We start from the raw sequence: 18,904 nt of genomic DNA on the forward strand, positions 1-18,904 counted from the left end.
TAAACCGCAAATGACTGATATATGGTTATTTATGTATTGAGTGATGTACATGTCATCAGGTTGATTAGGAATTTTAGGGAGTAAGATCGAAGAAGTAAAAGGAGGAAGATATCTAGTTTCAAGAAAAATTTTCTGAAAATACTTAAAATTTTGTGACTTAAGATCTATTTACACGAAAAGAGGAGTTTAAAGATGGGGAAAAAGTTATTCAAAGGATTAACAGCAGCTACAGTGGCGTTCACATTTGCTATGCCGCTTGGGACAGTTTCAGCTAAAACAGTGCAAAAGACCCAAGTTGAGGTGCCTGCTATCGGCACTGCCAACAATGGCCAATTGATAGAATCAGAGGGGAATACAGCAACGAATGTATCTTATGGTGGGAAAGCTAGTGAAGAACAAATAATCGTGAAATATAAAGATGAAAAAAGTTCTGCCAAATCCGTGGAGAAAGTTGAACAATTGGGTGGAGAAGTGGTAGAGACTACGGATGAAATGGCTCTTTATAAAGTGTCGGAAGAAAATGTTGAAACTTCGATCGAAAAGCTAGAAGAAATGGATAATGTGGAATTTGTTGAAAAAAACACAATTTATTCAATTGAGGGTACAGTTAATGATACATACTTTGACAGTCAGTGGAACTTAGAAGCAATCAATGCTCCAAAAGCTTGGGAAGCAGTAGAGAACACAGATAGAGATGACGTAGTAGTGGCTGTCTTGGATACAGGTGTCCAAAGCTCTCATGAAGACTTGGAAGGCCGTGTGTCGGAAGAAGCTGCCACTTTCGTTGATGGATATGAAGAAACATTCGCAGGGGACGATAATGGCCATGGAACCTTTGTTTCCGGCATTGTTGCAGCAAATTCCAATAATGAGAAGGGGATTGCTGGGGCAGCAGGCAACAACAACGTTAAAATTTTACCGGTTAAAGTCATGAGTAAATCGGGTGTTGGTGATGCTTATAATATTGCGAGAGGAATCCAGTATGCAATAGAGAAAAAGGTAGACGTCATCAACTTAAGTTTTAGCGGAGAATATAGCGAATCGGTCGATAAAGCTATACAGCAAGCCCATGAAGCGGGAATTGTTGTTGTAGCTGCTTCAGGTAACGGAGGCGGAAATGCAGATGTTTCGTATCCTGCAGCATTACCGAACGTTATTTCAGTTGGTGCCATTGCCGCCAAAGACCAAGTGTATGCGGGTTCTAACTATGGTAGTACATTGGATCTTGTGGCTCCTGGTGTAAGTGTTTTGAGTACATCGATTTCAGGGGATTTAGGCGATGAAAATGGTTATTACAAAACAGGTACCGGTACTTCTTATGCAGCGCCGCATGTAGCAGCAGTAGCGGCACTATATAAATTGGAAAATCCAGAAGCCACTGCAACGGCAGTAGAAGAAGCTTTAACAACGACAGCCGTTGATATGAATGTGGAAGGATTTGATGAAAAAACAGGCTATGGAAAAGTCGATGCACTAGCTGCTTTATCTGATGATGTAACGATCTCTCCCTTATCCTTTACCTTGCCAAAAGCGAATGCAATTGTTATTGGTAAAACAGCTATTCAAGCAGAATTAAATAATGTAACAGACGTTGTAAGTACAAGGTTTTATATCGATACAACGGATGAAACTAACTTGATCGGCACTGTCTCCGATACAGGCTCAACTACTGTTTCTGTAGAATGGGATACAACGCAGGTTGCCGATGGTGAACATAAAATCATAGCTGTTACATATGATGAGAATGGAAATAAGATTACTCAAGCTGAGCGTTCTGTAAAGGTTCTTAACGAAGCGCAATCCGGTTATATGTTCAGTGTGAAAACACCGAATGATACTGTCGCGAAAGGCGCGGCCGTTCAGTTGTACGAAAAAGTGAAAGCGAAGGATGGCGAGTATTCTTATTCATCACTTTGGTCCGGTGCAACAGACTCTGAGGGAGTTGTTCGTGTACCTAGTCATGTCGGTACAGATTTAAAAAAACTTACAGTTGTCGTTCAAGGAAAATTTGATTCCGAAGAGGGTAATGCATGGTTCATGTATTCACGTGAAGTAAACAGCAGCGGCACAGTGGAATTGTCCAGTGATAAAACGCAAGCGGTATCATTGAGAACACTTGGTGTAAATGGTGAAAACGTTGAAGAGGCACAATACTTCATTAAGATGAAAGATGAAGAAGGATTGGATATTACTGCCGATACAGCAATCAATGAAGAAAATGCAACAAAGTCCCCTGTTGTGTATTTGGATAAAGGTGCATACAGTCTTTACTCTTATTATAAACAAGATGGAGACACGTACTTTTTAACAAACTCTGATGCTTCGATTACGAGTAAAACATCGTCATTGGTCTTTGATAGTCGTGAAACCGGTGAAATCGCTATCGATAATTCAGACGGAAAGCTTGTAAATGCAGTACTTTACTTGGATAACGAAGATGTGTCTGAAATTTTTGGTACATCTGAAGTATTAACAGGCCAAAAATTTTTCGTAACAGCTGGTGAATATGATTATATTGTCGATGCAGAGGTCAAAGATCCTGATGGCGGTGAAAATTGGATTTATGTTTTAACGAATGATGACCAAACCGCTGTGGTTGAAAAAGGCGGAAAAACATCCATTAAAGCTGGTGGATCGCTTGAAATCAGTGAATTCCTACCGGATCAAGAGTCATTAAAACGGTATTATGCACAACGCGGATTGACATATATTGAGCGTACAAGTCCATATACGGCTTATAAGTTAGATGGTGCGATTTATACTAAGCAAGTATTCTCTGATGAATACGGAAATATGTTAGTCGGGATGTACCGTGGTTCGGTAGACCCAACAAACGCATTGTACAAGAAGAATGTTGAAACTGGCGAAACGGTCATTATGGATGAGGAAAATACCGTAGCTGCTATAAACTTTGGTGACCTTTATCCAGTTTATCAAGTAAAGAGGGTTTCGGATGGCGAAATCATGTTAAATAGTTATACGAAAAACCCTACAAACCCAGCTAATCGTAGTTATTATTTTTATTCCTTCTGGGTACCGAATAGTTCAAAAGTGACAAACGGTGAGTATGAGCTTTCATTAACATTGGATTCAAGCCCGCTTGCACCGAATGGTTTGAATAAGGCAATGACCATCGACATGCAAGATTCAGGTGTCAATGTAACATTAAAAGATGATCAAGATCAAAATAAAGCAACATACGTGACAATCAATCGAGTGGAAAAAGACGAACATGGCGAATATCAGTGGGTACAGGCATTTGGACGGAATTCAGATTCTACAACGAAGGTATTATCCGTTCCTTCAAATCTTGAATTGAGTCAAGAGGAAAATGGAAACGTTGCAATCATCCGGTACACAACATCGACTGGTGAGTTTGCGTATTTGTTCCGTCAATTTACTGATCTTGAGGAACTTTCTGTTCCGATAACCATCCCTGACAATATGCAAAAAGTCTCCATCTCTGCAATGGATGGCAGTGAAAAACTGGATAATGTTTCTTCGAAGCTTTGGATGATTAAAAAGCCTGTTGAAGTAGATGGCGTAACCGTATATCCCACAGCAAACAACTTGCAAAGTTACAAAAAAGAAGCGGTTTACTTAGAGCCAGGTTCATTTGTCATCGAAGGCAGCTATGTTACCCTGCCAAATGCGGATGGTGAAAAATCAAACTATTATTTCTTAGAAAACGATGTAGAAATCAAAGCTGACGATGAAAATCAAGTTATCTTCAATACGGAAGAATTAGCGGAAATTAAAATCGATGCAAATACTGAAGACTTCAAAGATGTTCGTGGAGCTATATTGTATCCATACAATCAATATAGCTCGGCATTTACAAAAACATTGCGAGTTGGCCATAAATTCTATGTGCCAGCTGATATGGAAATGGACTTGCAGGTACAGCTTGGTTATGGAGATCCAGAATCAACTGATTATATCTGGAATTACTTCTTATATAAAGGTACACAAACATTCAGCGCTGATGAAAAGGTAAACTGGAAGGTAGGCGGCCAATTCAAGGCTTCCATTGCTTTAAAGGATAACAAACTGAAGCAAGGTGAACCTTTATCTGCCGATACATCCATTCAAGATGAATATGGAAATACCATTAGTTCGGTAATTGTGAATAAGACGTCTGATTATAGCATCGCGGAAAATCAGGAGATTGTTTATGAACGTTTGGCGAATGGGCAAATCGTCGAAAAAGTGGGGACAACAGACAGTGGGAAATACCAGATAACTCATAGTGGTGTAACTGAAGCCAGTTCGGAAAGTGTAAAACCATTACTGCGTATATATAATAAAAAAGGTGAAATAGTAGTGGAACAATCCAATCTGGATTTCTATCAATCTGTTGAAGACTTACCATTATCATTGAATACAGGCAGATATCGAGCTGAATTAGCGATGGCAGCAAGCCCCATGGGACCAATAACATCAAGTGAGAAGGAGGGATTATTTAAGGTTACAAAGAAAAAATATCCTCCAACCACTAAACCAAACGGGAACTGGTCAAGTGAAGATTTAACAGCCACTATGACTAAGAAGAAAAATGGTTTCTCGTTTACTTTTACAGAAGAGCAGTTGAATACAATCAAGGCATCGGATGTGGGAAAGGTAACATTAGTCACAAATACCGGTGTAAAGATTCAGGTTGATACAAGTGAGTTTAAAGAAAAATATGCAAATACTTTAACAATGAGTCTTTCATTGAAAAAAAACCGACTGATCTTTGGAGCTTCTACAAATGGTAAGAGCATTCACTTCTCGAACTATGTATTCATTAGTCTGCCTAAAGAAGAGCTTTCCGCTCCTCTTGAGAAAATAGTCATTTTACGTGAAGGACGAAAAGGAATTGAAGTGGTTCCTCACATTGTGACCGATGAAGGCATCGTGCTAAAAGTAAAACAGGGTGGACAATTCAAAATAAGCACAAACAAAAAAACTTTTCATAATAAACGTTCATAAAGAGTATATTGAAGGAAGCGATTGATCTTAGGTCAGTTTTAACATTTTTGTTTGAAACAAAAGGCTGAATTTCATGTAAAGAGAAGTTTCTTTAAAAAAGAGATGGAGAGTATAGGTTTGATATAATAAAAAAGACTGACGTTATGGCAGATGAAAATCGTGCCTTGCGTCAGTCTTTTTTATAAGTTAATTATTTTATTTCCATCATTGCAACAAGTTTCTTGGATAGTGCTAAAAGAATTAGACCGAAGAAAATTGCTACACCGCCGATAAGGGCGAATACTTCAAAATATCCAAGTGATTGTGTTACAGCAGCTAATTGTCCAGCAATAATGTTAGCGACACCAGAAGAAGCTAACCATACACCCATTAGCAAGGACGCTAATTTAACTGGAGCAATTCTACTTACAAGGGAAAGTCCTACTGGAGATAAGAACAATTCACCCATTGTATGAAGGAAGTATGTTACCACGATGAACATGATACTTGCTTTTTGTTGAATGCTTGCAGCATCATTACCTGTTTTGAAAATTGCAAATAACAATACGATATAACCTAAACCTAGCGTAATCATACCCATTGCCATTTTAGTTGGAACTGGGATGTCACCACGTTTGGAACTTGCAAGTTTAACCCATAATGCAGATACAATTGGTGCCAAGAGTACGATGAATAATGGGTTAAGTGATTGGAACCAGGATACTGGCACTGTCCAACCGAATACTTCACGATCTACAAAGTCTTTTGTATATAGAGTTAACGAACTTCCAGCTTGTTCAAAACCAGCCCAGAAGAAAACAACAAAGCAAGTAATGATAATGATTACCCATGTACGTTGTTTCTCACTGCGTGTTAATGGAGCATTGGATTTTTCTTTAGATTCTTTTGTTGCAGAAACTGCTGGGCGTTTACCAGCATCACCTAAATATTTGTTAGCCAATAAGTTAAATAGTAATTGACCAATGATCATACCAATTGCTGAAATTAAGAAACCATATTTGTAGCCATAGGTCATAACACCGTCAATTGTCTTAGTAAATAAGTCTTCCGAAACAAAACCGATGACTAATGGAGCAAAGAAAGCACCAACATTTATACCCATATAGAAAATTGTATAACCTGCGTCACGGCGAGATTCATTGCCTTCATATAATTGGCCAAGCAATGTGGAAATATTTGGTTTGAAGAAACCATTACCAGCGATTAATAGAGCTAAGCCAATGTATAAGAATGTTTGGCTTTGATGGGCGAACAACGCGATATTACCTAAAGCCATCAAGACCCCACCAATCGTGATGGACAGACGGTGACCTAAATAGCGGTCTGCTAACCATCCACCGACAAGCGGCGTGAAGTAAACAGCACCAGTGTAGAATCCATAGATACTGAGAGCTGTTTTATTATCAATCCCTAATCCGCCACTGACTAATTCAGTAGTTAAATAGAGGATTAAAATGGCACGCATGCCGTAATAACTAAATCTTTCCCACATTTCTGTTAGGAATAAAAGATATAATCCAGGAGGATGCTTTTTCTTGCCAAGCTCCTGAGCTTGAGTGTTAACTGACATCTTTATTTCCTCTCCTTATTTCATTTCGCATAAACATTATTTTAAAAAAATTTTAACTAAATAACAATAGTTTTTTTAACGCTTTAGCGAAGTAAAAAGATTCATAAATATTCAATAATTATTAATTTTTAAATAATGTTTTTACACATAGTAAGCTGAAGATATGAATATGAGAATAACTTTTTTGTATATAAATACATTGGTTTGTAAATCTATATTAACATAAATAACTATATTAAAAAAGTGTTTAATCGGATTCAGGAAAATAAAACTATTGGAAATAAATTTACAAATAAAGTATTATTAGGGAAATGGATGTGTGATATAAATAATTTGGTGTAATAGGATTACGTTTTCCTATAAAAGGGGAAATATCTAGATAAAATATAATATGGTATTTCAAAGGGGATTGGTGGAGTGTTTAAAACAGAAAACAAATTACATATTTCATCTGAAATAGGCCAACTTAAAAAAGTACTATTACATAGGCCGGGTAAAGAAATTGAGCATGTAATTCCTTCAAATATGGAGAGATTGCTATTTGATGATATTCCCTTCCTTCCCAGGATGCAATTGGAGCATGATCAATTTGCAACTGAGCTGGAAAAACGAAATGTTGAGGTCATCTATTTGGAAAGTTTGGTTAAAGAGTCATTTACTTCTCCAGAAATCAAGTTGCAGTTAATAGATACTTTTTTACGCGAAAGTAAACATCATCTTGTTGGAAGCTATGAAATGGTTAAAGAATACCTTGAATCCTTAACAGATACAGAGTTAGTCAGAAAATTAATGGAGGGTGTATTAAAAAAAGAACTGGATGATCGTAAAAAAGTTCATCTGGATGATTTTCTATCAACCTATTATCCTTTTTATATTGATCCCCTTCCAAATCTGTACTTTACAAGAGACCCTGCAGCAATCATAGGGGATGGAATGACCATTCATAAAATGTCTACAGCGGCCAGGAAAAGGGAATCTCTATTTTGGGAATTTATTATGAAACATCATCCTGATTATCAAAAACAGGATTATAAACACTGGTCCGATCGTTCCGAGCCTTTTGCAATTGAAGGAGGGGACATTCTAGTATTAAGTGATGAGGTTGTGGCCATTGGTGTAAGTGAGCGCACATCAGCACGGGCAATTGAAAGGATGGCCTTTAATCTGCTTAGTAGTTCTATGACCTATAAAAAAGTACTGGCTGTTGAGATTCCAAAAAAGCGTGCATTTATGCATTTAGATACAGTGTTTACTATGGTTGATTATGATAAGTTCACTATTCATCCGGAAATTGAAGGGACAAATGGGCAGATGAATATCTTCATTTTGGAGCTGGTAAATGAGTCTGGTATCCAAATATCAAGAAGATATAATTTAGTAGATACCTTGAAGGAAGTATTGAACTTATCGGAACTGGCCTTAATTCCATGTGGTGGGGGAGATGATATCGTTTCACCGAGAGAACAATGGAATGATGGATCCAATACACTGGCAATAGCGCCGGGAGTTGTAATTACGTATGATCGCAATCAAGTAACAAATAAGCTACTTCAAGATTTTGGAGTGGAAGTTATCGAAATCCCAAGTTCAGAGCTGTCACGTGGCAGGGGAGGTCCTCGTTGTATGAGTATGCCCCTTTTACGAACCTAACAAAAAAACAGATGTAACGGTTAAAACCGTTACATCTGTTTTTTATTATCCAGTTTCTTAGTTGAGGCTTTCTTCGGCTGTCAGATTCATAGCATCTTTAATCGCCTTATAAGTGTATCCAAGATCTGTGGCTACCGCTTCATAGGTAACATAACCGTTAAGCGTGTTAACCCCCTTAGCTAAGCCAGCATTATCCGTAATAGCTTGGATTGCTCCTTTATTTGCAATCTCAAGGGCATATGGAATAGTTACATTTGTTAAAGCTATCGTAGAGGTTCTTGGTACTGCACCTGGTATATTGGCTACGGCATAATGAATCACGCCATGTTTTGTATATGTTGGACAATCATGTGTGGTAATATGGTCGACTGTTTCAAAAATGCCGCCTTGATCGATTGCCACGTCTATAATCACTGAACCAGGAGTCATAGCTTGTACCATTGAATCTGTCACAAGCTTTGGCGCCTTAGCACCTGGTATAAGAACAGCACCAATTACCAAATCAGATTCAGCAACAGCATCAGCAATATTAAATGGATTAGAGATAATGGTAGTCACTTGGTTGCCGAAAATATCATCAAGCTCCCTTAAACGATCAGGGCTTAAATCGATAATGGTAACTTCTGCTCCTAAGCCGATGGCAATTTTGGCAGCATTCGTACCAACTACACCACCGCCAATAATGGTTACTTTTCCTCTTTTAACCCCTGGAACACCGCCTAATAAGATTCCTTTGCCGCCCTCTGGCTTTTCTAAATATTGCGCACCGAGCTGAACAGCCATCCTGCCGGCTACCTCACTCATTGGAGTTAATAAAGGCAATGATTTTCCAGATGAAACTGTTTCATAAGCGATGGAAAAAACCTCAGAATCAACTAATGCTTTTGTTAATTCTGGACAAGCAGCTAAGTGAAGGTAAGTGAATAAAATCAAACCAGGACGAAAATAAGTGTATTCCTCAGGTAGTGGTTCTTTAACTTTCATAATCATGTCTGCTTTTGTCCAAACCTCTGCTGCTGTTGGGTATATTATAGCTCCTGCAGACTCATAATCTGAATCTGTAAAGCCACTGCCCATTCCAGCTGAGGATTCAATCATGACTTTATGTCCGGCAGATACCAAAGTCAAAACGCCTGCTGGAGTTATGGCAACACGATTTTCGTTGTTTTTAATTTCTTTTGGGATTCCTATCAGCATGTTTTATCCTCCAGTCTTATCTAATGTACAATTATTATAATCCGTATTTTATCTGAATAGTATGTTAAAAACAGAAAATTTAAAAATAACGTTTTGTGATAATTCACAAAACGTTCAAAAAATTTTTGGTTATGAACTTATATATATGATTAATATTTAGCTAATTTCATTTCGATTAAGAGATGAGAGGTTATTTTATGATCCTTTAAATCATATTGGCTGATTTCTGTTATTCTTTTTAAACGGTAAGAAAGAGTATTAGGGTGTATATGCAGAGTGTTGGCAGTAAAAGCAGGATTAGAATTATTTGTTAAATAGATTTCTAACGTTTCATATAGCTGTGTTTGATGTTGTTCATCATATTTTTTTAGGATATTCAGACCGGTAGGGAGTTGTTTTGGTTGGCTGCTTCGTTTTTCACTGATTATATGGAGGTATTGATAAAGACCAAGTTCATCGTACCATTGAACATTAGTTAATTCAGCTGTATATCTTTTTTTTAAACTAATAACCTCAAGAGCTTCTAAATAGCTCTTACTGGTATCAATATAGTCAGAATATACATTTCCGCAGCCTTCCGAACAAATGGTAACGTTAAAACGTTCCTTCATATCAGCCTTAAAGGATCGAATAAAGAATGATATCAAATCCTTAGATTGATTCTTACTGGTATTCAGTAAAAGAATAAGTTTATTTTGATCTATCGTATGAAAGATAATAGATACTTTTTGTGTTGTACTGATTAAATAGACGATTTGTTTATCCAAGTCAATATCAATAGAGGATGTGAACTCAAATACAAGAATCGTATAATGTTTCGATAATGTAAATGGGAATTTAACCGAATCTGCGAGTATTTCCTTTTCAGTAGGATAATGTCCGGTTAAAAGTTTCCAAAAGAATTCCTGATAGTTGTCTTCCTGACTTTTTAAGCGCGACTGAAGAAGTAAGAGCTGATTTTTTGCTTCCTTTGCTGCAAATGCCAGTATGGATAGTTTTTCATCCGTGATGGCAGTATCCGATTCAAGAGCCCAAATAAACCCCAGAATCTCATCATTTTTACGTATTGAAACAGCAATTCTTTTACCAAGTCCCACATCATCAAGGGGGTCAACAATAATAGGCTTATCATTTTGAAGTAGGAAGGGAATTATTCCTTTTTTCCACAGAGCATTAATTACTTTTTCAGGTACACGTCTGCCCATAATGGTTAGAATACGGGCTTGATCGGTAACATTGGTATGAGCACTATATGCCAGCAATCGATGATTGGCATCCTCGATGGTGATTGGATAGTTGATTAAAGAACTGATTCGATCAGCAAATTCATGCAGGCTACCATATAATCCTTTAAAAAAATCCTTGGAATAGTACTGATTCTCCATTGAAAGACTCCTTACCGAAAATGGTTGTTGCTTCCATTATACAAGAAATATCCATATGATATGATGATTCAATACAAAACAAAAAAGAGATTGGAGGGGATTACGAACGTAATACTCTCCAATCTCTTTCTATATTAATAAATTTCTATTTAAAAAAAGAAATTTAAACTAAGATAAATCAAACCAGCTAATGCTGCCGAAATAGGCATCGTAATAACCCAGGTTATGACCATTTTCTTGGCTGTACTCCATTTAACACCTTTTACACGGTGGGAAGCACCTACACCCATAATAGATGATGAAATAACATGAGTGGTACTTACAGGAAGATGAATAAAGGTAGCTCCAAAGATAATAGCTGCAGAGGTTATGTCAGCTGCTACACCGTTAACAGGACGAATCTTCATAATGTTTCCGCCGACTGTTTTAATAATTCTCCAACCGCCTATAGACGTTCCAAGCCCCATTGCGGCAGCACAGGATATCTGTACCCATAATGGAATGTCAGTAGATGACGTAAAGCCATTTGCGATTAAAGCAAGGGTGATAATCCCCATTGCCTTTTGGGCATCATTTGTTCCGTGAGAGTATGCCTGCAAAGCAGCAGTACCAATTTGAATGAAACGGAAATTCTTATTGGTCTTTGTTAAATTATTATTTTTAAAAATTACTTTAAAGATACTGTAAACAATATAACCAGCAACAAAGGCAATAACTGGCGAGAATAATAAAGCATAGATAATTTTTAGGAATCCGTCGAAGTGTATCGCACCAAATCCAGCTGCTGCAATTGCAGCCCCGGCAATAGAACCGATAATGGCATGTGATGAACTACTCGGAATACCGTAATACCAAGTGATTAAATTCCAGGCAATCGCTGAGATTAAAGCTGCCATAATAACAATTGAACCATTTTCCAGTGTAAATGGGTCAACAATATCCTTCGTGATTGTTTTTGCCACACCAGTAAAAGTCATGGCTCCAACAAAGTTCATAATGGCTGCCATTAAAATGGCATGCCTAGGTTTTAATGCTTTTGTTGACACAGCTGTTGCGATTGCATTGGCTGTGTCATGAAACCCATTGATGAAATCAAAGGATAGGGCCAATATTACAATCAATACTGTAATTAAAAGTAATGTATCCATAATTGTTTAAGAACCTTTCATCAAGCGTTTTTCATAACGATTGTTTCTAATGTATTCGCCACAGACTGACAATAATCCGCAATTTCTTCTAGGTTCTCGTAGATTTCTTTATATTGAATAATACGGATTGGATCTTTTTCCACAAGGAAAAGATGTTTAACAGATTGACGATGCAGAGTATCACAATCAGATTCATGTTCTTTTATTTTAATTGCAATAGGACGAATGTCATTTAATTTTTTAGTCATTAGTAATTCTACAGCGCGGTCAATTTCATGAGCGGCATTGCGAATTTCATCGACAAATTTCAACATATATTCATTTGCATTGACAATAGAGTACATTTCAAAGAGCGCAGAACAATGCTCAAGACCATCGAGAACATCATCCATTGTCATGGCAAGCATCAATATATCTTCACGCTCAATCGGTGTGATAAAAGCATTATTAAGCTCTTTGATCACTTCATGTACATAATCATCTCCAGTTGTTTCATATTGCTTCATTGTGTCGGAGAAGATTTTTAAATCGCTGATATTTTTTAATTTATAATCTGCGAAGTAATCAGAGCTTTCTTTTAAATTCGACGAAATATTTAAAAGCATAACCGCAAATTTATCTTTCTTTGATTTGAATACCATAGTGACCTCCACTTTCGGAAAATAATAATAATAATTAAGATTAACAATGCAAAATTAATTCTAAACCTTTTATTTAGACATGAAAAGAAAAAACCTTTCTTTAGAGGTAATATTTACATAAAAGCGTATACAACTTATTTAATATTTACGTTATATTTACAAAGCTGTAATATTTAGAAATAGAATTTACAAAATAATAACAAGCAGAATGATTTCAGTTCTGAATTACTTTCCGATTTAACTAACTCATTGTAGGGGGAAAAGGCTGGTATTATTGACAATTCAGTTGGAATAAAAGATAAGTTATATCACCTTGGACTTTAAGGAGATATGAGTGTATAGTACCCAAATTAGGGACATTTAAGTTATTCAGATATGTAGTCTGTAAGCGTGGTCTGCGAAACAAGATATACATTGTAAGATTTAATTAAAAAAGAAAGCCCCCAATTCTTTAGGAATTGGAGGCTTTTAGCTTACTCTTCGCTCTTCGTTGATGTAGTTTCACCATCAGCAGCGTTAATATTATAGTTGTATTTTGATGGGTCTACAGGTTTGAAACCTTCTGGAGTATAGAATCTGAGTAAATCTCCGTAAATAATTTTATCGGACATAGCGAGCATGGTTGAGGCATATTCGCCCATTTGAGCATACTCTTCAGTTTCTTCAATAAGTGTTCCAGTGGAATCATAGTACTTGCCATCAATATATTTTACATTCGGACTCATAAAGTTACCATTTCTAAAAGGTACTATTTCAGTATGGTCTTCTGATAGTAAATCAGTTCCAAGTTGAATGTAATTCTTTGAATCAACACCTAGTAAGTGTAAAAGTGTAGGAAGTAAATCGATCTGCCCACCATACTGATGTTGGACGCCGCCTTCCATACCAGGAACTCGAATAATTAATGGTACTTCTTGAAGTTCGGCTGAGTCATACTTAGTAATTTCCTCTTTATTGAGTACTTGTGCCATCGCTTCATTATGGTTATCAGATATACCATAGTGATCGCCATAAAATACAAGGACAGAACGATCATAAAGACCTGTTTCTTTTAAATAATTCACGAATTCTTCCACTGATTCATCCAAATAACGAGCCGTTTGGAAATAACGGTCTACAGATCCATCACCTGTAGTTGCTGCTTCAATAGTAGCATCCTCTTCAGAAATTGGATAAGGGAAGTGGTGAGATACTGTTATGAACTTTGTATAGAACGGTTCTGGTAAGGATTCAAGTAAAGGCTTAGACTGCTCGAAGAACGGTTTGTCTTTTAAGCCATAGTTTAATACATCTTCATCCTTCATGTCATAATAGCTGGCGTCAAAGAAGTTTTGAACACCCCAATGTTTATAAACTTCATCACGGTTCCAGAATGATTTATAGTTACCGTGGAATACAGCAGAGGAATACCCTTTTTCTTGTTCAAGGATAGAAGCAGCTGACTGATACGTATTATTACCATTTGTAGTCATTGCTGAACCTTGAGATAGGCCAAACAAGGAGTTTTCTAGCAGCATCTCTGAGTCAGATGTTTTTCCTTGCCCTGTTTGGTGATAAAAATTATCAAAGTAAAGTGTATTCTTATCTTTTGTAAGCGAGTTGATAAAAGGTGTTACTTCTTCTCCATGCAGCTTGTAATCAATCAGGAAGTTTTGGAAGGATTCTAAATGAATATAAATCACATTCATTCCTTCAGCCGCTCCAAAGTACTTTTTATTTGGTTCTGCATAGTTTGCCTGTACAAAGTTTTGAACCTCTGTTAGGTCACTGGAATCAGCTGACGCTTTTTGGGCATTCACCTTCATCGTTTTTAATCCATCATAAATTGTGTAATTGTAGGTTCCCAGATATTTGACCAAGTAGTTACGGTCGAATGTTCTAGTTAATAACTGAGGACGGTCAATCTCGGCTAATACAACATTTAATACAAGCATTCCTACACCAAATGCGAAAACTGCCCCTGTTTTACGGAATTTCAAGCGGCCTTCACTTGGTTGGAATTTCTTATAAACGATGAATAAAATAAGAATGATTGTATCAAGGAAATACAGTGGATCATAAATGCGTAAAAGCTCCATTACACTTCCGAGCAATCCACCGCCATCGCCCACATTGAGATTTTCTGTCTGCTTTAATGTTTGCCATGTAATAAAGTCGTTAAAGAATCGATAATAAACGATATTGGCATACTGTACAAAGGATAGAATAATGTTTATAAAAACTAACCATTTAAATGCACGTTTGCCCTTTGCTAATAAAGCAAGACTGAAGAAAATAACGGCTGAACTGATTGGATTAATGAAAAGTAAAAATTCTTGCATCGTATTCGTGATACCAAGATCAAATTCTACTATATAACTTGTATAGATTTTAATCCAAAAGAGAACAACAGCGACTATAAGGAAACCAACAGGTCCACTTAAGCTCTTCTTCGCTTTGCTCGTAAATGCACTCATTGTTTCACCTCAATATTTAATTTTAGATTTATTAGTAGTTTCAAATTTTTATGCTTATTTTTTGTCTGACTCCAAAAGGGATAACAATATTGAATTATAAACTGAATCTGGAAAAAGTCAAATGGAATCCTTTCGACAAAATACCAATGAATCCCTGATATATAAGGATTTTATATTTTGATTCAGGCTAAGTTTTTATATGGTTTTATTGACAATTCGAGGTGAGCTTAATCAACTGTTTCTAGTCAGAGGTGTGTCTATATAAAAATGGAAAAGTATTCTATGATTTAGATATTTTCAAATGGCGGGTTAATAGCCAGTTCTGTATTGTATGCTCTAGGTCTGGAACGAGAACAAGCTATGCAAAACAAATTTATATAGACATTTTCTTTTAAAGATTGGAGTCATAAATAATTTGCAAAGTGGATTCTTTCATCTAAAGGTAATTACTCGGATTACTTAAATACAAAAGAAGTTTACATCCATTATATATCGAAAATATTATCAAAACCATTTGTATGATCCTCTTATCTATATAGTAAGGTTAACCATACTAAACCAAAAATATTATTACAGCAGATTTATCTATCTAAATTAAAAATTAAATCTCTATTGGAAGATAAACCCTATAATGATCCATTATATAGTATAAAAATCTTTATAAACAGATTCTTTGGACTTGTTTTCCTATCTTATTAGCGGATTTAAATATGCTCATAATCAGACCCAATACAAGATTTAAACCGTTTAATCAACTTTTCTATAGTATTTGTTAGTTATTGATTAGTACGCAATAAAAAGCAAGAATTATTATTACCCTTAGTAACGAACGTTTAATCGTCTAAATTAAATTTAATATAAATAATGGACATAGATGTTTATTATAAAAATGAACGGGAATGTATAGAGTATTAACGGCGCCGTTGAATAAAACAAAACAGTCCATAATTGGTCTGAATAAGAAATTATTTGTGAGTAACCACAGATCTTGTTAAGTAAACATCTGAATAAACTTTTTTTCAATCAGATTAGGGATAAACTTGAGTCTGTTGGCTACTCTATATATTGAAATATGTTTTGAAGTTATAACGCAATTATCCCTAATCAGGTAACTGACATAGTCAGGCCAATTGAACAAATAAAAGGAGGAAAATAACATGAGTTTTATTATATCATTAATCGTAGGTGGAATTTTAGGTTGGGTTGCAAGTTTAATCGTAGGTAAAGATGTACCAGGTGGTATTATCGGTAACATTATTGCAGGTATTATTGGTTCTTGGTTAGGTACAGCTATTTTTGGAGATATGGGACCAACAGTTGCAGGATATGCAATTATACCGGCATTAATCGGTGCGATTATTTTAATCTTCATCGTAAGCATGATTATGAAAGCTGTAAGAAAAACAGCCTAACTATCAATTGAAAATCTTACTATAGCTTAAAAAGTAAAAGACAAATCCTTTCTGCCATAGGTAGTAAAGGATTTGTCTTTTTTTGCATTATTATTTCGAAGGAAATCTTCTATATAAATGGAATTTCGCTTTCGACCGATAATTCTTCTCCTGTAAGCGGCTGTATAAACTCTAATTTGTATGCATGAAGGGCCTGTCTATTGAGAGAGGCACTTTTTGTTCCTCCATATAAGGTATCACCAATAAGCGGATGGCCAATAGAGCTCATATGGACTCGTATTTGATGAGTACGGCCAGTTTCCAATATACAGGCTACAAGAGATTGATTTTTAGATTTAAATCTTTGTAAAACTTTATATTTTGTTACTGCATGTTTACCGGAAGTGGATACTCGCATTCTCCCTGATGTATGCCGGTCTCTGGCAATCGGAGCATTTATGGTACCTTGCTCTTTTTTTACGATTCCCTGAACTAGGGCTGCATAAGTTCTTTTTATTTTCCCTTGACTCAAAGCCTGATCCAGTATCGCTCCTGCATAAGCATGCTTAGCAAAGAGAATGGCACCCGAAGTATCCTTATCTAAGCGATGGATATGGCGAGGCTTAATTTTATTATTATCAATATATGCGGTGACAGCATTCATTAAGGAATGGTTATCATTTTCTGAGATTGGATGTGTATTAAGAAATGGTGGTTTGTTCACGACCATAATATCATCATCCTCATAAAGGATATCTAATTTCATTTTTAATGGTACTAACACATTTAAATCTTCTGCATAAATGGGTATATACATAATAGAAGAAGATTCTATTTTAGTTGACCAGGAAATCACCTCACCATTTAATAAAACGATTTTTTCCATTCGCCATTGATGTAACATTTTCTTTGGTATATGCAGGTGATCTCTTAAAATAATTTCTACTGATTTTCCTATCCAGTCAGGAGGGCAGGTAATTAGAGCATATGGACCTGATTTAATTACGTTTAACATGTAAATACCTCGTTTTTAGCAAAGTTAATTAGTATTATCAATACATTATCATGTGCTATCCTATAAATGCCAATAGAGGAAGATTGCAGAAAGTGAGGGTGATCAATATGAAAATTGTAGAAGGCTCTCTTCATTTACAGGATATAGAAATAGATAAGGCTGTAGAGAAATTTTATTTAGAACTGTTCCCAATGTACTTTACTAAAGAACAAATTGATTTGTTCACTTTAAATGAAGTACTGTCTGTACCAGGTTCAAATTCTCATATCGGTACGTTAAAAGGTGCCTTTCAAGCATTATCCTGTATACAAACCTTGATGATCATTCTAGAAAATCGAAGTGAAGATTCCAAGGCTGTTGAATTATTTAATCACAATGCACGGCTCTTGAATGAACTTGGTATCTTTTTTCCTTTTGAGCATAAACACTTTTTTAGTGAGGATAGACAGATTGAGCTTCCATTGTACCAAACAAAAGCAGCAAACACCTATTTAATTTAAAGAAACACGCCGAGCAGTGCCCGGCGTGTTTTTTATAAATTGTCAAACCACTGTTTAAATTCTTCAGCGGTATGTTCTCCCGAAATACGGCTTGTTTCTTTACCATTTTTATAATGGATAAGAGTCGGTGTCCCTGATCCTTCAATTTCGTCCCAGCCTTGCTCAAACTCCAGCACATTATATTGATAAATATGCTCGTCCAATTCTTCTGCTACGGGCATTAGAATTGGAGTGGTTTTTACACAATGTGAACATTCAGGACTGAAATAATAAACAGTCATCGCTTCTTCTTTTTCAAGCTTTTCATCTAATTCATCCGGTGTAATGATGTTTTGATACAGTGGATCATCTAATTGATCAACAGTGGCAGGTCTTAAATTTTCTTTTCCATATGGATTAATACCTGACGTTTTTTCTGTTTGCTGTTTATTAGATAAATACGCTATTGCGGCAAAAATTAAAACAACCGCTGCGACGAAAATAATGACTTTCTTCATTTTGTTTCCCCCTTTGTCACTTTAAATATATACAAGCTGCATACAAATATGATGATAAAAGCAATTAATGCAAGCATTGGTATAGTTATGAAGCCAAGCCAGTTAATATAGTCGCCTGTACACGGAATTCGGCCGCATGTAACAGCACGATCCGTAAAAAACGGTACCTTCTGAATAAGCACGTGATAGGTTGAAATGCACGCTCCGATGGCAGATAAAATCATTGTATAAAAAGCAATATGATAATCTTTTTTCCAGATTGCCAGCACAAGGATTACAGTAAAAGGATACATCACAATTCGCTGATACCAACATAAAACACATGGCTCATAGCCTTTTATTTCTGAAAAATACAGACTGCCGGCCATCGCTATAAAGGCTGCAGCAAATGCCAGAAAAAGGGCGTTGTCACGATTTATAATTTTCTTTTGCATGAAAATTCCCCCTTTTCATTTTATTACCTACATTAAAATTATAGTATGT

Annotated in this window: 13 protein-coding genes; 4 read left to right on the forward strand and 9 right to left on the reverse strand. The window is 36.1% G+C overall.

The features are described 5' to 3' along the window. Positions 1-192 precede the first annotated feature (192 nt). A complete protein-coding gene (locus F7984_RS03430) occupies positions 193-4,971 on the forward strand; it encodes a S8 family peptidase (RefSeq protein WP_140462314.1) in 4,779 nt (1,592 codons plus the stop codon). A 190-nt stretch (positions 4,972-5,161) separates the two neighbouring features. Here the strand turns inward: F7984_RS03430 and F7984_RS03435 are convergent, their stop codons facing one another. Further along, positions 5,162-6,541, reverse strand: coding sequence for a peptide MFS transporter (locus F7984_RS03435; RefSeq protein WP_077247996.1), 1,380 nt, complete (start codon positions 6,539-6,541; stop codon positions 5,162-5,164). A 417-nt stretch (positions 6,542-6,958) separates the two neighbouring features. Here F7984_RS03435 and arcA point away from each other — a divergent pair, with 417 nt between their 5' ends. After that, positions 6,959-8,191, forward strand: coding sequence for an arginine deiminase (gene arcA / locus F7984_RS03440; protein ID WP_066102748.1), 1,233 nt, complete (start codon positions 6,959-6,961; stop codon positions 8,189-8,191). Between the two features lie 57 nt (positions 8,192-8,248). Here arcA and ald read toward each other — a convergent pair whose 3' ends face one another. From ald to F7984_RS03465, 5 genes are all read right to left on the reverse strand, one after another. Further along, complete coding sequence (gene ald, locus F7984_RS03445; protein WP_066102745.1) at positions 8,249-9,388, reverse strand: alanine dehydrogenase; 1,140 nt, start codon at positions 9,386-9,388, stop codon at positions 8,249-8,251. Between the two features lie 149 nt (positions 9,389-9,537). After that, positions 9,538-10,773, reverse strand: a complete 1,236-nt coding sequence (locus F7984_RS03450) for a PucR family transcriptional regulator (protein ID WP_140462315.1) — start codon at positions 10,771-10,773, stop codon at positions 9,538-9,540. Positions 10,774-10,922: 149 nt separating this feature from the next. Then, entirely contained in the window at positions 10,923-11,921 is a 999-nt protein-coding gene (locus F7984_RS03455) for an inorganic phosphate transporter (protein ID WP_066102739.1), read from the reverse strand. Between the two features lie 20 nt (positions 11,922-11,941). Next, the gene (locus F7984_RS03460; protein WP_066102736.1) at positions 11,942-12,562 is read right to left on the reverse strand and encodes a DUF47 domain-containing protein; all 621 of its coding nucleotides are present in this window, start codon (positions 12,560-12,562) and stop codon (positions 11,942-11,944) included. A 473-nt stretch (positions 12,563-13,035) separates the two neighbouring features. Next, complete coding sequence (locus F7984_RS03465) at positions 13,036-15,018, reverse strand: lipoteichoic acid synthase (protein WP_066102731.1); 1,983 nt, start codon at positions 15,016-15,018, stop codon at positions 13,036-13,038. Positions 15,019-16,175: 1,157 nt separating this feature from the next. Between F7984_RS03465 and F7984_RS03470 the strand changes: the two genes are divergently transcribed. Beyond that, positions 16,176-16,430, forward strand: a complete 255-nt coding sequence (locus F7984_RS03470) for a GlsB/YeaQ/YmgE family stress response membrane protein (protein ID WP_066102728.1) — start codon at positions 16,176-16,178, stop codon at positions 16,428-16,430. Between the two features lie 109 nt (positions 16,431-16,539). On the opposite strand, the gene F7984_RS03475 is transcribed toward F7984_RS03470, so the two are convergent. Then, positions 16,540-17,424 (reverse strand): RluA family pseudouridine synthase, encoded by an 885-nt coding sequence (locus F7984_RS03475; protein WP_066102726.1) that lies wholly within the window; start codon positions 17,422-17,424, stop codon positions 16,540-16,542. A 107-nt stretch (positions 17,425-17,531) separates the two neighbouring features. On the opposite strand from F7984_RS03475, the gene F7984_RS03480 reads away from it, so the two are divergent. Beyond that, positions 17,532-17,924: a DUF5365 family protein gene (locus tag F7984_RS03480; protein ID WP_066102723.1), complete on the forward strand. Its 393-nt coding sequence runs from the start codon at positions 17,532-17,534 to the stop codon at positions 17,922-17,924. A 32-nt stretch (positions 17,925-17,956) separates the two neighbouring features. Here F7984_RS03480 and F7984_RS03485 read toward each other — a convergent pair whose 3' ends face one another. Then, positions 17,957-18,421 carry a thioredoxin family protein gene (locus F7984_RS03485; RefSeq protein ID WP_066102720.1) on the reverse strand — a complete coding sequence of 155 codons (465 nt, stop codon included), beginning with the start codon at positions 18,419-18,421 and terminating at the stop codon, positions 17,957-17,959. Next, positions 18,418-18,855: a disulfide oxidoreductase gene (locus F7984_RS03490; RefSeq protein WP_066102716.1), complete on the reverse strand. Its 438-nt coding sequence runs from the start codon at positions 18,853-18,855 to the stop codon at positions 18,418-18,420. Before F7984_RS03490 ends, F7984_RS03485 begins: the two co-directional genes overlap by 4 nt. Positions 18,856-18,904: the final 49 nt, after the last annotated feature.

It is taken from the genome of Pradoshia sp. D12 (assembly GCF_008935075.1).
Classification (GTDB): Bacteria; Bacillota; Bacilli; order Bacillales; family Pradoshiaceae; genus Pradoshia.